A 19,387-nucleotide genomic window follows, 5' to 3' on the forward strand; every position below is an offset into this window, starting at 1 on the left:
AAAACTACCTTTCTATTGATCCACATGAATACGAATGAAATAGAGGTGAGTCGATTGGAATCAGACCAAATGAAGAATATTACAGTTGTGCTGCATGATCGTTTTACGGGAGTTGGGAAAAAAGTAGGCAATGAATTATATGTACCGGTATCCTTAATCGAACAAGGCTATGATGCGGAAAAAGTATGGAACGCGGATAGTAATCAATTAAACATCCATGTCACGAAGGCACGCGCAACAAAAATAAAAGACTATCAATCCCAGGGCAACTATTTACATTTTGATAAAAATAGAGTGGAAAACTGGAATGTGGAATTTGATGATTCTGATATTCCCAAAACGGTTTATTCGTTTGGGAAGTATTATAATCCGGCTACCATTGCTCAATATGGACTCGAGCACTATAGTCTTTATCTGAACAATAAAGATGAACAAAGCAAACGGAAATTTTTAATAGTAGCGGATTGGTTTTTAAAAAATCAGGATAGACAGGGAGGCTGGCCTTATCCATTTGATTTTGCCTATTTCCCCGGACGGAATTTGAATGTGAAAGCTCCGTGGTACTCATCAATCGGATTAGGAATGGCGATGTCAGTTTTATCCCGTGCAGCCTTTCTTACAAAGGATAGGACCTTTAGTAATGCTGCTTTAAGGGCAAAATTCCTTTTTAAAACACCTGTGCCCAGGGGAGTAGTAGCTAAATTCGAGGGCAAGTATTTATTTTATGAGGAATGTCCAACTAATCCTCCATCTTATATCCTAAATGGTTTTATGTATTCCTTAATTGGATTATATGATTTATACAAAGCAACGGGAAACCAGGAATGTAAACGACTATATGATCAAGGCATTGTGACTCTGAAAAGAATGCTTCCTTTGTATGATTTAGGAAACCGTACCGCATATGACTTAACTCATTATACAACAGATGCAGGCTATCCAAACGTAGCAAAATGGGGCTATCATGTTACCCATATCCATTTGTTAGCTGCATTACAATCGATTGAAAAGAACCCGAAAATGGGAAAGATCCTTTTAAGGTGGGAGAACTATTTAAAAGGAATAACTGCAGAAAAAAGCCAACAGAAGTAAGGAACCTTACTTCTGTTGGCAGACCTGCCCATCAAGTTAATTTATTCTGCTGTTAATACGTTTAGAATTTCCTGAGCCGTTTTTCCTGTACCAAAAATCTGTGGAAAATCACTTGGAAAGTGGAGGGTCTGAATACTTTTCAGGATTTTTTCTTTATTTGCGCCAACTAATCGATTTCCACCTGATTGTAAGGTTTCCACCCACTCTGTTTCATCTCTTAATGTAAGACAAGGTACTTGAAGCATATAGGCTTCCTTTTGCAATCCTCCTGAGTCTGTAAGAATCATGCTTGCTTCAGAGGTGATGGTTAACATATCAAAGTAGTCCAGAGGTTCCACAATTTTAATAGTGGATGATGCTAGCAGATTGGATAATTGAAACTGTTCAATCTTATTTTTTGTCCTCGGGTGGAGAGGGATCACAACGGTTTTTTCTAATTGTTGAAATGCCTCCAGGATCGCGGCTAATCGTTCAGGCTGATCTGTGTTTTCAGCGCGGTGAACTGTTGCTAAATAATAGTCTTTTGGTGAAAGGGCGAGGTTTTGTAAAATAGAAGATTGCTGTAGGGCTACGTCTTTAAAATAAAGAACAGAATCATACATAATATCACCTGTGATGTGGACACCCTTTGTGATTCCCTCTTTTTTTAAATTTTCAGCTGCAGATGAAGTGGGACAAAACAGCCAGTCAGAGAGATGATCAGTCACTTTCCGGTTAATTTCCTCGGGCATTTTTCTATTATAGCTTCTAAGTCCTGCTTCTACATGGGCGATGGGAATGTGAAGCTTTGATGCAGCCAAACTGCCCGCCAGTGTAGAATTGGTATCTCCATATACAAGCACCACATCTGGTTTAACGGTTCGCATAATGGATTCTAATTTTTCCAGCATGTCAGCTGTTTGTCTTCCGTGAAATCCTGACCCTGCCCCTAAATGATAATCGGGCTTTGGCAGCTTTAATTGGTCGAAAAATACCTTGGACATATTGTCATCATAATGCTGCCCGGTATGAACGATAATTTCCTTTATCTCCTTGAAAGGCTGAACAGCTTTCGACAGCATACTGGATTTAATAAATTGAGGCCTGGCCCCGACAACGGTTAAGATTTTCATTTTATTCTCCTTTCAAACCAATGTTTTCACCTTTCTGCCATCCACTTAATGCGAAATGAACTCCAAATGATACAACATTTATATATAAAATAAATATAATGAAGAGTGTTATTGGATAAAGAAAAAGAAAGGAGCTCATAAATATGGCCAAAAAGGTATGTATGCTTGTTGCTGATCATCCTTTTTTAGATTCGAGAATCTTTAAACGGGAAGCTCGGAGTTTAAAAAAATTGGGCTATGATGTAACTATGATTGTTCCAAGAAAAAAGGGTTATCTCTATGATATTGATGGAACACCAATTAAGGATCATTTTTTGCAGCAAACCTTCACCTATGAAGGAATCAACTTCGTAACGTACAGTTATGAAGAAAGTCGAACCCCGCTAGGTAAGGTATTATCCCCTGAATCACAGTGGGAACAGGGGTTTTCCAATCCCCTGACAAAATTAGGAGTAGAGCAGGAGGCAGACATTTACCATGTACATGAATATTTATCCCTCTTTGCAGGTGTTGGTGTAAAAAGAATCTTACAGAAAAGAAATAAGAACGTTAGACTTGTGTATGATAGCCATGAATTGACACCTGACCCCTTTGATTCAAACAGTCCTAAACATTTAAGAACGAATTTAAAAGAAAAACTTTTATTAATGTTAAAGGAAGTAGATTATGTAATTACAATTTCTCATTCGATTAAATCCTGGTTTATATCCCAAATTCCCAGCCTTCCTGTAGAAGTCATTTACAATTCCCCTCCACTTGCAAAAGACTACTCACCAAAAAAATATAATCATAACCGTATGGTTGCCTGCTATGAAGGAAATATCGATAACAATCGCGGAGATAAAGATAAAATGATGCAAATAACGGAGATTTGTACGCAATCTATTAATTTTCATTTTAAGATTATCGGTGGTACGAGATTTGGTGAGTCCTTTAAACTTCCTGCTCATTTAAGAGATAAAATGGAACAAACTGGCTGGGTAGATTATTATTCGATTTCAAAACATATGAAAGATGTGGATATTGGCTGGATAGATTATAAGGATCTGGGTGACTCTCTTAACCGGTCCTATGCCTTACCCAATAAGTTTTTTAGTTATTTGAATAATGGTGTCCCAATTCTGGTTAATCGTTGCCATGAGATGGAAGCTTTTATACGTGCACATCGATGTGGACTGGTGATTGATAAAAAGGATGCCACAGCGAAGGATTACGCTGAGGCTATCCTTTATCTCTCTAAAAACAAAACCCTTTTAAAGGAAATGAGTGTAAATGGAAGAAATGTAATGGAAAAAAATTATAGCTGGGAAAGGATGGAGAAGCGTCTTCATAATGTTTATCGTACGTTATCAGGCCAACAGGACATCTTTTATACGTAACCGGTTATTTAGGTGACATGTTTTTTGACCCAATTTACAGTAGCAGAAATTCCTTCTTTAAATGGAGTAGGATTATACGTACCTACCATTTTTTCTAATTTGCAGGTTGATCCCCTGTGGCTTTTCACATCAGCTTTGCGACCTGGTTTTTTCATAATTGTGCCTTGATATTCCATGACATCAACGATAGTTTCTACGACATACTGAATGGATATTTGCTGATCAGTGGAAATATTTACGACATCACCGGGGGAAATGAGCGGAAAGGCTTTTAAAACAAGGTCAACTGTATCCTCTACGAAAATATAGTCTCTCGTTTGTTGGCCTGATCCATGAATTTCCGGAGCTTCCCCCTTTAATATTTTTTTAATGGTAACGGGTACTACGCCAGCAAGTGGTCCTTCAAAGTTTTGCCTGGGTCCATAGTTGTTAAAAGGGCGGAAAATAAAGGCGTCTAAATCAAACATGTTTACATAGGATTGCAGCATTAAATCCGCTGAAGCCTTTCCTGCAGCATAAGTGGTTTCAGGAATAAGCGGATGCTGTTCATCAATGGGTTTATATTGGGCTGACCCATAGGCTTCTGAAGAGGAAAAATGACACAATGTTTGAAATGCCTTTTTTCGTTGTAGTTCCAACAGGTTTTTTAAGACGATTACATTGGTTAGGAAGGCATGAGAGGGATTGATAAATGAATAATTTAAGGCTTTAGTTGCACAATTAAACACAATGTCAATATTGTGTTTCTCTATAAGATAGGAGAGAATTTCCTGATTTTCTGCATCATCAATATGAAAGACGGCTCCGTTGTCTAAGGCGTGGGTTATATTCTCTTTTTTCCCAATAAAAAGGTTATCAATAATGATAATTTTTCTAACCTTCTCGGCTATTAGTTTATCGACTAAATGACTTCCGATAAAACCAGCTCCTCCAATAACGAGCACATTCCTGTTAGTCAGAGAACGTCTATTCAAATCCAACACTTCCTTTCATCATAATAAAATTAAAAATTTAATCGTGATTGGCCACCATCAACTGTGACAGTGGTTCCCACAATCCAGGATGCTTTGTCTGAGGCTAAAAAAACGGCAACATTGGCTATCTCATCTGTTGTTCCAAGTCGTCCGGCAGGAATTTTATCCTCTGCGTATTTTTTCAGGTACTTTGGATCTTTCTTTAAACGGTTTTGCCAGATCCGATTGGGATGATAGATGGCCCCTGGTGCTATCCCAACGACACGTACATGGTCTTTGATTAGCTCTGAACTAAGTGATTTTGTAATGCTTATCAGCGCGGCCTTTGAAGCATTATAAGAAGGAGCTCCACCAGCTTCTTTACCAAAAATAGAGGAGATATTGATGATTACACCATTCTGATTTTTTATCATCGATGTGCTGGCTAATTGACTTAGATGAACAGCTGAGATGAAATTGACCTCCATTGCCTGTTCAAAGACATTTACGGGTGTTTGTAATACACCTTGTCCATGACTGGCACCTACATTATTGACAAGTACATCAATCGAGCCAAAATGGTCGACAAATTCTTCAATTAATTGCTCTCTTTGTTCCGGGATTGCCAGATCCTTTTGATAGATTTCTACACCTGATTCCTCTTTCGTTTTTGCCAGTTCATTCATACTTCTGGCTGCAATGCCGACGTGTGCACCCTCATGGAGAAACGCATTGGCAATTGCCTTTCCAATTCCTATTGTTCCACCAGTTACCAATACGTTCTTTCCCTTTAAATGTAATTCCATTCTCTTTTGCTCCTTTCTGTGTAGTCCATTTGTTCAAATATGAAAAAATAAGCTTAAAGCTGTTACGAGTAAAAAGGTATTCTGCATATAAATCACTAGAAACACATTTAATTAATTCTATGAATGATGGATTAGGGGTGTTCATACTTCTTAGCATTTTAAAAAGACAGGAGGCTAAATTGTGGGAAAAAGGGTTTGTATGCTATTAAGCTATCTGCCTTTCTTAGATGCACGAATTTTTGAATTAGAGGCTAAAAGTCTGGCAAAGCATGGATATGAGGTAACAATTATTGCTCCCCGTCAAAATGGATTTTTGCAGGATATAGATGGAAAACCTTTTACCAGACAATTTCGGAATAAATCGTTTAAATACCAGGGAATAAAAATAATTACGTATGATTGTAAAAGGAAATCGAATCATCCAAGAACGCATCCGTTGTTTCAACTAGGATTACGGGAACGTGCAGATATTTATCATGCCCATGAACTGAGTTCGTTCTATTACGGAAAGGAAATCAAACTTGCCCTCAAAAAACAAAACGTGAAAAATGTGAAATTAATTTACGACAGCAGACAGGTAACTCCAGATCCGTTTTCCCAATCCATGAAAGAAATAGAAAAGCGACAATCGAAAAAGATTCTTCTCGATAGTTTAAAAGAGGCCGATTATACCATAACCGTTTCGGATTCGATAAAGGCATGGTATTTGTCAATGGATCCTTTACTTCCTGTTGAGGTAATTTATAATGCTCCACCCCTTTCTTCCGATTTTAAGGTTAAAGGAGGAAATCCAAACAGGCTTGTTGCAGCTCATGAGGGAAACGTATCAGATAAGAACCTACACACCATCTATACAATCACTGATTCATGCAGAAAAGTAATGGACTTTCACTTTAAATTAATTGGAGGGCCACGATATGGGGAGAAGATTTCTGTCCCCGATCATTTACAAAGCCGTATCATCCAATCTGGCTGGATTCAGTATGAGTCCTTGTCTTCACTATATTCAGATGTCGATATCGGCTTAATTGAATTAGACCCCACGAGCTCACTAAATCATGCTTTTGCCATGCCTGGAAAACTATTTAATTATCTGAATAATGGAGTTCCTGTTATCGTAAGCAAGTGCAGCGACATGGAAAAGTTCGTGAATACCTATCAATGTGGAATAGTGATCAATCGTTTAAATCCAACTGCTGCTGATTATGTTAAAGGAATGGTCTATCTCAACAAGAATAGGTCAATGCTCAGACGAATGAGTATAAATGCGCGGAAAGCGATGGAGGAGGTCTATAGCTGGGAGCATATGGAGAAACGGTTAATTAACTTGTACAAATCCCTGGATACTGATCAAAGACCTTATCTTTTATCTTAAACTTGTGGAGAGGGGGAAAACGAGATGGGGAAGCAGATCTGTTTTTTAGTAACCGAACACCCCTTTTTAGATGCACGTATTTTTAAAAAAGAAGCGAAAAGTCTGGTAAAACAGGGGTATAGCGTTACGATGATCGTTCCTCGCAGAAAAGGTCATCTTTTTGATGTAGATGGCACTTTTTTTACCAATCGCTTTCAGTCACGTACTTTTGTATATGAGGGGATTAAAATCATTACGTATGAACAAATCGATTTTGAGAAAAAAACGAAACAATTACTTCACAATCTTCTAACCGGAACCCACCACCGTTTTACGGATTCTTTAACACAAATTGGGATTGAGGTTGAGGCTGATATTTATCATGCTCATGAATTTTTTTCACTTTACTCTGGAATTGGAATCAAGCGGGCTTTAGCATCCAGAGGGAAAGCGTGCCGATTAATCTATGACAGTCACGAACTGGAACCAGACCCATTAATTATGGAATCTAAAAAAATAAAAAAAGTGAAGCGTCAAATGCTAGAAGCCATGTTTAATGAATTAGATCAAGTCATTACAGTGTCAGAATCGATTAAAGCGTGGTATCACTCCATCCAGCCCTCCCTCCCGATTGAAGTGGTCTATAATTCTCCACCTTTAGCACCTGAATATGATCGAAACAAGGAAACGGCTGATTTAGTAATTGCTTTTGAAGGAATCTTGGGAAGTAAAAGAGGGAGCTTTCAGAAGTTGTTGCGAGTATTGGAATTGGCTAATGAAAAAATTTCTGTAACAGCCAAAATTATTGGTGGCTGGAAAGAACAGGATCAGAAACCCTCTATACCACCTCATTTAAAGAGTAAAGTTTTGTTTAAAGGCTGGTTGGATTATGAAGCGATTCCCATGGTCATACAGGGGGATGCTGATATAGGTTGGGTCGATCTGGATGCTTCCCATTCTTTAAACAATCGATATGCCATGCCCAATAAATTCTTCAGTTATTTAAATAATGGTCTTCCCGTTTTAGTTAACCAATGTGAGGATATGAACAGATTTATTGAACGTTATCAATGTGGATATATCATCGATAAACCTCAGGCCAACGCTGAGGACTATGCACAAGCTTTACAACAGATATACTTCAATAAGGCACAATTAAAGGAAATGAGTTTAAATGCACGAAAAATAATGGAAACTGCCTATAGCTGGGAGCACATGGAAGAAAGGCTTTTCTCGATCTATGCCCGGTTCGTTCAGGATGATAAAAGTCAACGGAAGATGAAAAAAGACAAAGGAGAGGATGGATAGCTTGAAGGCTTTACACATTCCTTATGGATCACCGATGATAGAACTATGTAAAGCGTTGCAAAAGAAAGGAATTGATGCTACCTCCTGCCACTTTTATGATAATAAGTTTAAATTTAAACCAGATGTATCTCTGCATCTAAACCGGAAAAACAACAAGGAAAGAGAGATTGTATTAGAGCGTTTCTTTCAGGAAGCAATGAAAAATTATGATATTTTTCACTTTCATTTTGGAGAAACCTTTTTTTCCGATAAAAGGGATTTGCCAATCCTAAAACAGGCTGGAAAGAAACTGGTTGTACACCATCATGGATCAGATATTCGAATGTATTCACTAGCGAAAAAAAACAATCCTTACGTTCGAGTGAAACCAGAATGGACCGAGGAAAAAATAACCGAAAACGTGCGGACCCTGTCTCATTATATCGATCATGCGATTGTGCAAGATCCGGAATTAGAGGAATATATAAAGCACACTTATAAGCACACCCACATTATTCCCCACACAGTTGATACTTCAAAATTTATACCTGAATATCCAGAAGGCAAAAAGGTCCCACTCATCGTTCACGCTCCCACAATGCGTGATCTTAAAGGAACAGAATTCATCCTGCATGCGGTTAGAGAGTTAAAACGAATGGGGCTAATCTTTCAATTTCAATTAATTGAAAATAAAACGTATGATCAAACGAAAAGGCTACTGTCCCAGGCTGATATTGTGATTGATCAGTTAAGAATTGGAGCCAGCGGTTTTATTAGCTCTGAAGCAATGGCTCATGGAAAACCGGTTATTTGTTTTATCAGGGATGACCTGGTATCCAAGTACCCGTCTGACTTACCGATTGTTAACGCCAACCCATCTAACCTCATCTATGAATTAAAAAGATTACTGGATAATCCTCAAATATGGAGTGAACTTGGTAAACAAGGCAGAAGCTATATAGAAAAACACCACTCTGCATCAGTAGTAGCTGACAGGTACATCAATATATATAAGCAATTATAATTCTATTATTTAGACATCATAATCTTTGTAAATAATGAAAAGAATCCAGTCAGGCTTTTCATAATCACATAGAATACAATAGATTTGATTACTAGCAGGAGGGGTTGAACAAAATGATAGATAATAGCCCTATATTACCCGAAGTCGCCGTTATCGGGCTTGGGAAAATTGGACTTACGTTAGCAGCTGTTTTTGCCAATAATGGTTATAAGGTTTATGGAGCGGATAAAAACAAAGATGTTGTCAATCAGGTAAATGCAGGAAAGTCTCATATAACTAATGAACCCGGGTTAAATCAATTGGTATTACAAGCTCATGATAACCAAATGCTTTTTGCTACAGATTCAAACATTGAAGCTGTTTCAAAAGCAAAAATCATTGTGGTTATTGTTCCGGTATTTGTTGATGAAAACCATGCCATTGATTACCAATTTATTGATGCTGCCGTTCAGGACATAGGTAAAGGAATCCAAAAGGACTCATTAGTCATATTTGAAACAACGTTACCCCCGGGGGATACAAAAGAGAGGTTCGGCAAAGAAATTGAAAGGCAATCAGGTCTGGGAATGGGCGAAGACTTTTACCTTGCTTATAGTCCCGAGAGAGTTTATTCAAATCGAATTATAGAAGATCTGAAAAATTACCCTAAGGTTATTGGAGGAGTGAATGAAAAAAGCCTGGAACTCGCCTCCGACTTTTATAAGCAGGCTCTTAATTGTGAATTAATGAAAGTAAGCTCATTGGAAACTGCTGAATTTTCCAAAGTGGCCGAATGTGTATATCGTGATGTCAACATTGCGTTAGCTAATGAACTTGCTCAATTTGCAGAGCAAAAAGATATTCATATATCAGAAGTCATCTCAGCAAGTAACAGTCAGCCCTATTCCCATATACATGCTCCTGGTATTGGTGTAGGTGGACATTGCATTCCAATTTATCCTTATTTTTTCATTAACAGAGGATTAAATGAGGGGTTAACCCCTTTATCAAGAAAAATCAATGACAGTATGGCTGATTATGCCCTATCAAAAATAGAGAATAGAATTGATACCCTGAGGAACAAAAATGTTCTGATTTTAGGATTATCTTATAGGGGAAATGTAAAAGAACCAACCCAATCAACAACTTTATTGCTGATCGATCAACTTAGAGATAAACAGGCGAATGTGTTTGTCAATGATCCTCATTTTTCGAATAGTGAAATCATTCAGTTTGGAGCATTGCCCTTATCCTTGAATAATAAATTTATTTCAGAAGTAGACGCTATCATCCTGCAAGCCTTTCACAAAGAGTACGAAAGTTTAACTTTTAAAGACTTTAAGAAATGCAAGCTTGTTTTCGATGGAAGAAATAAATGGAAGGAGGAGGAAATCACTAAATTAGGGATTCAATATGAAGGGATTGGTTAGGGAATCCACTTTAAGGAGGTTTTTTTATGCCTGAAAACGAGTTTCGCCAAGTTCCTCTGCTTGATTTAAAAGAGGAATGGAAGCTAATGAGAACCTCTGGAATTGAAAAGATTGTAGAGGTACTGGATAGCGGACAATATATTTTGGGAGAAAAAGGAAGGGAATTGGAAATAAGGACAGCAGACTATCTCAATGTTCCTTATAGTCTGGGGGTAGCAAGTGGGACAGATGCTTTACAGTTAGCACTTAAGGCGCTGGATATCGGACCTGGTGATGAAGTCATTACCTCCCCATTTACATTTTTTGCGACGGGAGAAGTGATTGTACAGGAAGGGGCAAAGCCAGTATTTGTCGATATTGATCCAGTAACTTATAATCTGAATCCTGCAAAAATAGAGGAAGCCATAACCCAAAATACCAAAGCAATCATGGTTGTTCACTTGTATGGCCAGGTTGCGAACATGGGCGAAATTATGGACATTGCCCAAAAACACAATTTGAAAGTGATAGAAGATGCCTGCCAGGCTATGGGTGCGGAGTATGAAGGGAAAAAAGCGGGGACGATTGGAGATATTGGCTGCTTCTCTTTTTTCCCAACGAAAAACCTGGGTGCATTCGGGGATGCGGGTCTGGTTGTAACCAGTCAGCAGGAATTATATGAAAAGGTTCACTCGCTTCGAAATCATGGCAGCCAAAAGAACTATCAGCATTCGCTAATCGGTATGAACAGTAGACTTGATGAGCTGCAGGCAGCCATTTTACTCATTAAAATCGATTATTTAGAAGGTTTTTTAACAAGAAGAAACGAAATAGCCCGACGATATACGGAGAAGTTTAAAAATAAAGTTAAAACCCCACCAATTGTGAGGAATCGCGAGCACACTTTTCATCAGTATTGTATTGAACTAGACAATAGAAATGAGCTCGCTAAAGAACTGAAAAATAACGGCATCGACTCCGCCATTTATTATTTGATTCCGTTGCATTTACAGGAAGCCTTCCATTATTTGGGCTATAAAGAGGGGGACTTTCCAAATGCTGAACACACAGCCAAACGAATATTAGCACTCCCTATTAATCCCACCCTGTCTGTTGAAAAGCAAAATTATGTGATCAAAAGTGTTCTTCACTTCTTAGACTACAATGGATAAAGAATTCTTGTTTTTTTCAGGTTTATCGCAAGTAAACGGATACCCCACTTCAATACTTTAGGTTCAACCTAAAAGGATGAGTGGGGATAAACTGCCATCAATTATAAGTGTTTTAGAAATTCGTTCCATTTTGGTTCGTATTGTTTCGTAATGCTCTTCTGATGTTCCCGAACGTTATAAACGGTGAAATTTTGATAACGAATCGGTGATATCGATAGTAATCGCAATAAAACACTTACGTCTTCATATAGTCTTCCGTCTTCGAATTCAATGACTGGAAAACCCTCTGCCCGCTTTAAAATGGTGGTACGGTATATTCTTGGGCCCAGAGGAAAGCGATAAGACAGTAAATCCTTTCTCCCGCTAACAGGAGTCCCCTTTGCAACCCCCTTAAATAGGACATCTTCGGTTAATTGCTTCCATTTTCTAAGATTACCATAAAGAACGGCTACCTCACTGGAAACCTCTGATAGATAGTTTTTTATAATCGTGACGGCGTCCGGGTCAAGCCAGTCATCTGCGTCGAGTTCCAGTACATATTCAGACTGAACATAAGATAATAAATCGTTTAAGGCTCTTGCTTTTCCTCCATTTTTCTTATGAAATAGTCTAACGTTTTCGATATTCTCCCATCGAAGAAGCTGTTGATAAGAGTTATCTGTGGATCCATCATCCATGATGAGGATCTGGTCAAAAGGTTCACTTTGTAATAGGCACGAAACAAGAGCTGCTTCCACGTATTTTTCAGAATTGTAATTTGTCATCATGACAGAAAGCGATGGGGCTTTCGACACGGACTTCGTATGCTGATATTTCTGGATTATTTTTTCTTTTTCCAAAACAATTGAAGAGTGATTTTTTCTGGACTGCTTAACTAACCCTTCTTTAAATAGCTGTATGGATGGTGATATTTTAGAAAGCCATGCGGGTAAAAGGGCTTCTTTAAAAGGTAAATGTTTGATGGGCGGGAGTCTGTTCTTTTTAAGGAAAGGGGTGGAAATAAGTAATGGGCGCTGAATTATAATGCTTTGATTATGGTAATAGGTTCCTAAAACTTGTTTTGACTCAGGAAGGTTTAAAGCATCGTTATCGATGTTTGGGGAAAGATAATCTGTACCTTGAAGAATGAGTATGTAAGGGGTTGTTATCCTGTCAATCGTGTGATTAAGAAGTTGTCCTAAATCGTCACTTTTACCGCTTATAAATTCAACTTTATTATTCAAACCATACTCCAGCTTTGCCTTTGAAGAAGTATCAGGATTATGGGGAATGATTAGCGACTTTAACCTGGTTTGAATGTATTTTAGTGAAGTGACAGCCTTCTGTAAAACCATCTGATTAGAATCATTGATGAGAATGGCAGTGATGTCCTTCATTTTCTCCCTCCTTAAAAACACTTCATACCTAACTCTTATGTATAATAGTTTCGGGATATGAGGTACAACAGTCAAACGGACATCCATCTATAAAAGTTTCGTCAGGGCATTGATCAGGATCCGTATGACCCTCATTTTTATATTTGTATTCCGATTACAAAAAATAATTGGTCATACATAAATATGGATTAGCAGAAAGCTTATGAATAGAAAAACCCTGCTGCCTCTCGTTTTCAAATGGTTAACTAGGACCTAATTCAAAATTCCTAAAATTCCCACATTTGGAATGGATACCACCATGTAAGGACATCTATTTTCCTGTGTAAATCGATGTGTTTTTAGAAGATTGATTTTTTTTAGAGGAATTTGTCATTCCATTAAAAAACAATAACTGTAATCGCTAATTCAGGATTAACAAAAATTTATGTAAAAAATGGGGGAGGAATTGAATGCTAGTCCGAAAAACTATGAAAGATAAGCTGACTATTTTATTTGCAATCCTTATAGCACTTTTTGTATACCAGCAGGAAAGCTTTGCGGCTGGGGAGGAAAGTGTATCCGTTCAATCACCAGATGGAAGCGTAGAGGTAGACCTTAGCCTATCAGAAAATGGTACGCCTCATTATAAGGTTGTCTTTAATGGCGAGACGATTGTGAAGCCTTCATCACTTGGCTTTGAATTTAAGAATCAGGAATCATTAGGCAACCATTTAAAAATTGTAAAAACTGATATAAAGGAATTCAACAAGACATGGGAGCCGGTATGGGGAGAAAAGTCAAAGATTAAAAACCATTACAAGCAACAGACTGTTTATTTAAAGGAAACGAAAGCACCTTATCGTAAAATGAATCTGGTTTTTCGTGTTTATAATGATGGAATCGGCTTTCGTTATGTGATTCCTGAACAGGAAAATGTAAATCCTGATCTGCAAATCACATCAGAGAATACCGAATTTCACTTTGCAAATGATAACACGTCCTGGTGGATTCCCAATGATTGGGACAGCTATGAATATAACTATAATCAAACACTACTAAGTGAAGTAGAGGAAGTGAGCACTCCCTTTACAATGAAAACACCTCAAGGAATTCATCTATCCGTACACGAAGCAGCCCTAATTGATTATTCCGGAATGGCACTGAAAAAAGCGGAGGGTGAATCCACAAAACTGGTAAGCCATCTGGCACCATGGCCAGACAGTAATGTAAAGGTTAAGAAGGATTCGCTTCCCGTTGAAACACCGTGGAGAACCATCCAAATTGGAGAAGATGCCGGAGACCTCGTAGAATCCGATTTAATTTTAAATTTAAATGAACCGAACACTATTGATAATACTGAGTGGATTGAGCCGATGAAATATGTAGGGGTCTGGTGGGAAATGATCAGTGGTAAATCAACATGGGCATCAGGGCCGGACCATGGAGCTACGACTGAAAATGCAAAACGTTATATCGATTTTGCTTCAGAGTACTTAGACACTGAAAATCAAAATATAGGCTTACTTGTTGAAGGATGGAATAAAGGTTGGGATGGAAACTGGATGGAAAATGGGGATCTTTTCAGTTTTACGGAATCCTACCCTGATTATGATCTGGAAGAAGTTGTTCAGTATGCCCAGGAGCGTGGAGTTTCTTATATTATGCATAACGAAACCTCCGGAGATATTTTAAACTATGAAAGTCAAATGGACGAAGCTTACGATTATTATCAACAACAGGGAATTCATGCTATTAAAAGTGGGTATGTAGCCGATTACGGCATTCATAATCCACCTGGACAGCACCATCACGGTCAATATATGGTGAATCATTATTTGGACACTATTAAGAAAGCAGCTGAGCACGAAATTATGATTAATTCCCATGAACCGATTAAAGGAACAGGACTGTACCGTACCTATCCTAACTGGGTAAGTCGTGAAGGGGTCAGCGGGATGGAATATAGTGCGTTTAGTGATGATACCAACCCTCCGGAACATGAAACGATTTTACCGTTTACGAGAATGATGTCAGGACCAGTGGACTTTACACCAGGTATTTTTGATGTAAATATCTCACATGCCGATACACGTGTACACTCTACTCGTGCAAAGCAATTAGCACTTTATGTCGTTCTTACAAGTGGTACACAGATGGTTGCAGACTTCCCGGAAAATTATAAGGACGAAAATGGTGAAATTTTACCTGAATTTAAATTTATGCGGGATGTGCCAGTTACCTGGGACGACATCATGGTTCCACATGCCGAAATTGGAGATTATGCCTCAATTGTCCGCCGTAGTGGAGAAGAATGGTATATTGGCAGTGTAACGGATGAAAAGGATAGAGATTTGGAAATTGAATTGGACTTTTTAGAAAAAGGGACAAAATATGTGGCAGAAATTTATTCGGATGGTACAGATGCCAATCTTGAAACAAACCCAACTTCTGTATCGATTAAAAAGGTCATTGTTAAGGAAAATGATACTTTAATAGCGTCGCTTGAAGGAGGCGGTGGACAGGCTGTACGTCTTTATCCGGCCTCAAAGGAAGAAATCGCAAAGCTGTCTAATTATAAAGAAGGGAAAATGAAGGTTTCTTACGTTGACATACCAAAGTCTATCCAGTCCAACGATGACCTGGCCGTTAAAGTTAATGTTGAAAACAGAGGTAGTGTAATAAGCGGAAAAACTCTAAACCTTCAAATAGAGGGAGAAACGGTAGCTGAGAAGCATGTACGAGTGGCCCCGGGAGAACAAAAGGAAGTTGTCTTAACCTATGATAAGCTGTTTGATCCCCGTACTTATCGTATTCACGTAAGCGATCTTCCTGCTAAAAAGATTATTGTAACAGAAAAGGAGCCAACCTTTGAATATAGTAATCTGGAAGCTTCTGTTGACCAAGGTGAGATTCATGCTACAGCGAGTGTGACGAACTACGGAAGCTATGCCGGAGAAGTCGAAGTTCCGTTAACCATTGATGGAGAGGTAGTGGATACGAAACGGATTGAGGTATCTGCAGAAGCAGGTGGAGCGACCGAGGAGATCGGTTTCACCTATGATCCGAAAGCAGAGACAGGCCTGTATAAGGTCTCGATAGGTGATTTAAAACCAAAAGCAGTTGCTCTTCCACAGATAGAACTCGCTGGTGAATGGTTGTTTAAACAAGGAGATGATTTAGCCTGGAAAGAACCAGACTTGGATGACAGCAGCTGGCAGGCTGTTCAATTGCCCTCAAAATGGGAGGATCATTCCAACTTATATGAGGACTATGTTTATGGATGGTACAGAAAATCCATTTATATACCAGAAGAGTGGGAAGGGTACTCATTAAAAATGAAACTGGGCCGAATCGATGATGTCGATGCTACGTACTTCAATGGAGAAAAAATCGGCCAATCAGGAACCTTTCCTACCGGAGAGGGTGAAGAAGGGATGATTTCTGCGTGGGATTGGGACCGTGAATATGTCATTCCTTCAGAAAAAATCAATTATGGAGCGGAGAACGTCATCAGTATTCGTGTGTTTGACGCACGCTGGGACGGGGGCTTATATACGGGTCCTTTGGGTCCGCTTGAACTGGTGGAGGAATAGAAAGAATAAAAGGTAAGCGTCTATATCAGAGACGCTTACCTTTTTAGTCTGATTACAATGGCGGCACATGCTATTAATGAACCGCTGCAGGGCTGGTCCGCCAACCTTCGCATCCTGGCTGGTCATCCGATTTGAGAGGCTGTATTTTGTCATTATATCAGGCAGTTTTATACCAATAATCCAGCTTCATTACCGAATGAGGTGCTTCTCCCGGAAGTTGTATATACGAATGGGCTGAACATTCCTATTAAAATGGTTCAGCCACAGCGAGGAAGAATGAAACAATTGGTACAGCTGGCATGTAAAAATGCATATATGAAGTTGCAATGGAATTTATCATTAATGGAATTGGGCAAATAGGTTTGATGCGGTGAAAGGAAGCAGAAATTATCGGAATTACTATGGCAAAGCTACTTATAGATTGTGGCAGGGGATGAATAGCCGAATAATGATGGGAATTGTATACATTTTATTTTTTGTATAAATATGAGCTTATTCCAGACAAATAATCTGGAATTGGCTTATTTTTTAGCATAAGGATGGTACGATCTACTTGTTAATATTCCAAAAAAGCCTCCCATATTTTCAGTCCTTTCGGGGTAATATAGGGGCAGAATGAGACCTTGTCCTGCAGTAATAAATTGAGTATCCCTATAACAAGGAGTGACTCCATGTATTTTTACAGCTATGAATTGAAACCTGAAGAAAATGGTTATGAGGTTATTCTGTACATCAAGCCCCAGCATTCATTAGTAGAGTTTGCGAACGAATTTGGTATAACAGAAAATACGGAAAAGGATCTGAACCGGCTGGCGATTAGCTATGTCAAAAGAAAATTCCCCAATCTACGGGTGAAAGCTATTAAAGTTATTCTGGGGGGAGTACTGGTCACATCGATTATGCTTGGCGGAACCATGTCACCGGCATTTGCTGCAGAAAGTGAGGAGGCCGGGCAGGAAACAGAGACTGCAGATCCAACTGAGAATGTTGAATTTCCGCCCGAAAGTGATGAAGCTTCTGATTATACTCCTACAGATGAGGACCAACCTGCAGAAGTTCCGTCCTCAGAAACGATTCCTGAAGAGGCGGGGGAAACGGATGAGGGTACCACAGAGGATATCTCCATGGATGATCCCGGACTTGTTCCAGGTGATTTTTTTTACTTCGTGGAAGCCATAGCAGAGAAGGTACAGTTGGCGTTAACGTTTGACGATACAGCTAAAGCAGAGTTAATTTCGCAATTTGCCAATGAACGAATTGCGGAGGCGAATGCTTTATTTGATGCCGGTGATACGGATGGAGCCATTCAATTGTTGAACCAGGCATTGGAGAATCAGGAACTTGCCTTAGATTATGTAGCAGATGATGAGCTGGCTGACGGCACTGCACAAGAAGAGGAGGCTCCAACTGACGGAACGAATACCGGTATTATGCCTTCTAAGGATGAGGAACAACCAGAGGATGAAACAGTACATGAGGAAACCGAAACAGAAGACCCAGCTGCTGAATTACGGGATGAGCTGGAATCTCATTTCAGCAGGAACATGACAGCATTGTTACTCGCCATGGAAAAGGTTGAGAACCCAACCGCTAAAGCTGCTCTTGCCAAAAATGTGGAAAAGACTTTTGCACGAATGGAAAAGAGAGCAGGTAAAGCAAGGGCAATAGAAAATGGTATCGCTAATAAAGTTCCTGTGAATGAAGCTTTAGAAATTTTACGGGATGATATTCAAAAGGATGAGAAGGCTCTTAACCGTGACCTGGAAAAGGTGGAAAAGCAAGCAAGGGAGGAACCAGTGAAACCGGCAGCTAAAACACCATCTTTAAAAGAAAAAGCTCCGGAAAAAGCAGGAAAGGGGATAGAAAAGGGGCAGCAGCCGGAAGATAAGGTGAAGAAAGGACAGGCAAAAGTGGAACGGGTTAAAAAAGAAAGAGGGAATAAACAGCAAGAACCTGCTTCCATTTCTCCTGGTCCTGCTTCCGCTCCAGAAGAATTTCGGGGAAATGAAATAGCAAACCCGAATTCCCATCCAAAGCAAAATCGGGAAGTAAACCATATCCCGAATCCGGAAAATGAAACAAAAACTGATTCAGGAAAGAGCGTGAGAAGTGATATAAACACTGATTTTCATCCTTCTGTCCATCCAAAAAGTAATAAAGAAAAAGGAAATCAGGGAAAAGGCTCTGGAAAGCATCCATAGTCCCCCGGGACAGGATAGATATTGACGTATAGGACTTGCTGATATCTATCCTTTTTTATATCAATCAATCCCACATCGTAAACGTCTTCACTTCAAGGGATTTTTTGTTACATTCAGGACAGGCCATTTCTGAAAACTCCAGGTCATCCACGATTTCAGCCTTTCCTTTACAGCGGCTGCAATGTTGATTTGTATTGAACACTTGCTGATGACCATAGCAGATTTTCATGAGGGGACGCACGTAAAGATGATGGCACTGCTGACAATGAAGGAGACGACGGTCAAAATCCACATGATGAATGGGAAGATCCCCAATGGCCTTTTTTACCTGATCTTTCGTTTTTGGATGAAGAATTTCAAACTGGTTCTCGCCAGCATAATATTCATCACCGCCTACCCCCAGCATAAACTCCTTGCTGAAGCCACAGGATCTGCAAACAATTCCATATCCAACTCCCATTAAAATTATCCTCCTTTTTATAGTTTGATGGCCGGGTAGATGCAGTGGACGCTGCGACCGATGGATTCATAGCCGAACATATGTCTATATCTATTTTAACGGATAAATTTGTGTAATAGACAGATAAACCTTCTCTTTTGACTGATTCAGAGTGTCTTAACGGATAAAATTCTAAACAGATTGATATTAGATAAAATTTAACTTAAATGTG

Annotated in this window: 14 protein-coding genes and 1 pseudogene; 10 read left to right on the forward strand and 5 right to left on the reverse strand. The window is 39.1% G+C overall.

The window, feature by feature from the left end; genetic code table 11:
* Positions 1-24 precede the first annotated feature (24 nt).
* Positions 25-1,092: a D-glucuronyl C5-epimerase family protein gene (locus ACZ5OK_RS03640; protein ID WP_343839291.1), complete on the forward strand. Its 1,068-nt coding sequence runs from the start codon at positions 25-27 to the stop codon at positions 1,090-1,092.
* 41 nt (positions 1,093-1,133) lie between these two features.
* Here ACZ5OK_RS03640 and wecB read toward each other — a convergent pair whose 3' ends face one another.
* Entirely contained in the window at positions 1,134-2,204 is a 1,071-nt protein-coding gene (gene wecB / locus ACZ5OK_RS03645; protein ID WP_343839293.1) for a non-hydrolyzing UDP-N-acetylglucosamine 2-epimerase, read from the reverse strand.
* Between the two features lie 143 nt (positions 2,205-2,347).
* Here wecB and ACZ5OK_RS03650 point away from each other — a divergent pair, with 143 nt between their 5' ends.
* Positions 2,348-3,583: a glycosyltransferase gene (locus tag ACZ5OK_RS03650; protein WP_343839295.1), complete on the forward strand. Its 1,236-nt coding sequence runs from the start codon at positions 2,348-2,350 to the stop codon at positions 3,581-3,583.
* A gap of 8 nt (positions 3,584-3,591) precedes the next feature.
* On the opposite strand, the gene ACZ5OK_RS03655 is transcribed toward ACZ5OK_RS03650, so the two are convergent.
* Both ACZ5OK_RS03655 and ACZ5OK_RS03660 read right to left on the reverse strand, forming a co-directional pair.
* Complete coding sequence (locus tag ACZ5OK_RS03655) at positions 3,592-4,557, reverse strand: dTDP-glucose 4,6-dehydratase (RefSeq protein ID WP_343839298.1); 966 nt, start codon at positions 4,555-4,557, stop codon at positions 3,592-3,594.
* Positions 4,558-4,586: 29 nt separating this feature from the next.
* A complete protein-coding gene (locus tag ACZ5OK_RS03660; protein ID WP_343839300.1) occupies positions 4,587-5,342 on the reverse strand; it encodes an SDR family NAD(P)-dependent oxidoreductase in 756 nt (251 codons plus the stop codon).
* 181 nt (positions 5,343-5,523) lie between these two features.
* Between ACZ5OK_RS03660 and ACZ5OK_RS03665 the strand changes: the two genes are divergently transcribed.
* The 5 genes from ACZ5OK_RS03665 (at position 5,524) to ACZ5OK_RS03685 (ending at position 11,567) form a co-directional block, all read left to right on the forward strand.
* Positions 5,524-6,717 (forward strand): glycosyltransferase, encoded by a 1,194-nt coding sequence (locus ACZ5OK_RS03665; RefSeq protein WP_343839303.1) that lies wholly within the window; start codon positions 5,524-5,526, stop codon positions 6,715-6,717.
* Positions 6,718-6,741: 24 nt separating this feature from the next.
* Positions 6,742-8,004, forward strand: coding sequence for a glycosyltransferase (locus ACZ5OK_RS03670; protein ID WP_343839306.1), 1,263 nt, complete (start codon positions 6,742-6,744; stop codon positions 8,002-8,004).
* Entirely contained in the window at positions 7,997-9,007 is a 1,011-nt protein-coding gene (locus ACZ5OK_RS03675) for a glycosyltransferase family 4 protein (protein ID WP_343839308.1), read from the forward strand. Before ACZ5OK_RS03670 ends, ACZ5OK_RS03675 begins: the two co-directional genes overlap by 8 nt.
* Before the next feature lie 113 nt (positions 9,008-9,120).
* Positions 9,121-10,416, forward strand: a complete 1,296-nt coding sequence (locus ACZ5OK_RS03680) for a nucleotide sugar dehydrogenase (RefSeq protein ID WP_343839310.1) — start codon at positions 9,121-9,123, stop codon at positions 10,414-10,416.
* A 26-nt stretch (positions 10,417-10,442) separates the two neighbouring features.
* Complete coding sequence (locus ACZ5OK_RS03685) at positions 10,443-11,567, forward strand: DegT/DnrJ/EryC1/StrS family aminotransferase (protein WP_343839312.1); 1,125 nt, start codon at positions 10,443-10,445, stop codon at positions 11,565-11,567.
* Positions 11,568-11,668: 101 nt separating this feature from the next.
* Here ACZ5OK_RS03685 and ACZ5OK_RS03690 read toward each other — a convergent pair whose 3' ends face one another.
* The gene (locus ACZ5OK_RS03690; protein WP_343839315.1) at positions 11,669-12,943 is read right to left on the reverse strand and encodes a glycosyltransferase family 2 protein; all 1,275 of its coding nucleotides are present in this window, start codon (positions 12,941-12,943) and stop codon (positions 11,669-11,671) included.
* 467 nt (positions 12,944-13,410) lie between these two features.
* Between ACZ5OK_RS03690 and ACZ5OK_RS03695 the strand changes: the two genes are divergently transcribed.
* The 3 genes and pseudogenes from ACZ5OK_RS03695 to ACZ5OK_RS03705 all read left to right on the forward strand — a co-directional run bounded on the left by ACZ5OK_RS03695 (position 13,411) and on the right by ACZ5OK_RS03705 (position 18,716).
* Entirely contained in the window at positions 13,411-16,515 is a 3,105-nt protein-coding gene (locus ACZ5OK_RS03695; RefSeq protein WP_343839317.1) for a glycoside hydrolase family 97 N-terminal domain-containing protein, read from the forward strand.
* A gap of 150 nt (positions 16,516-16,665) precedes the next feature.
* Positions 16,666-16,875, forward strand: a pseudogene (locus ACZ5OK_RS03700) (excinuclease ABC subunit C); the annotation flags it as partial.
* Positions 16,876-17,186: 311 nt separating this feature from the next.
* Positions 17,187-18,716, forward strand: a complete 1,530-nt coding sequence (locus ACZ5OK_RS03705) for a DUF5667 domain-containing protein (protein WP_343839319.1) — start codon at positions 17,187-17,189, stop codon at positions 18,714-18,716.
* Between the two features lie 64 nt (positions 18,717-18,780).
* Here the strand turns inward: ACZ5OK_RS03705 and ACZ5OK_RS03710 are convergent, their stop codons facing one another.
* Positions 18,781-19,176: a hypothetical protein gene (locus ACZ5OK_RS03710; RefSeq protein ID WP_343839322.1), complete on the reverse strand. Its 396-nt coding sequence runs from the start codon at positions 19,174-19,176 to the stop codon at positions 18,781-18,783.
* Between the last annotated feature and the right edge of the window lie 211 nt (positions 19,177-19,387).

Source organism: Salinibacillus aidingensis (genome assembly GCF_055393355.1).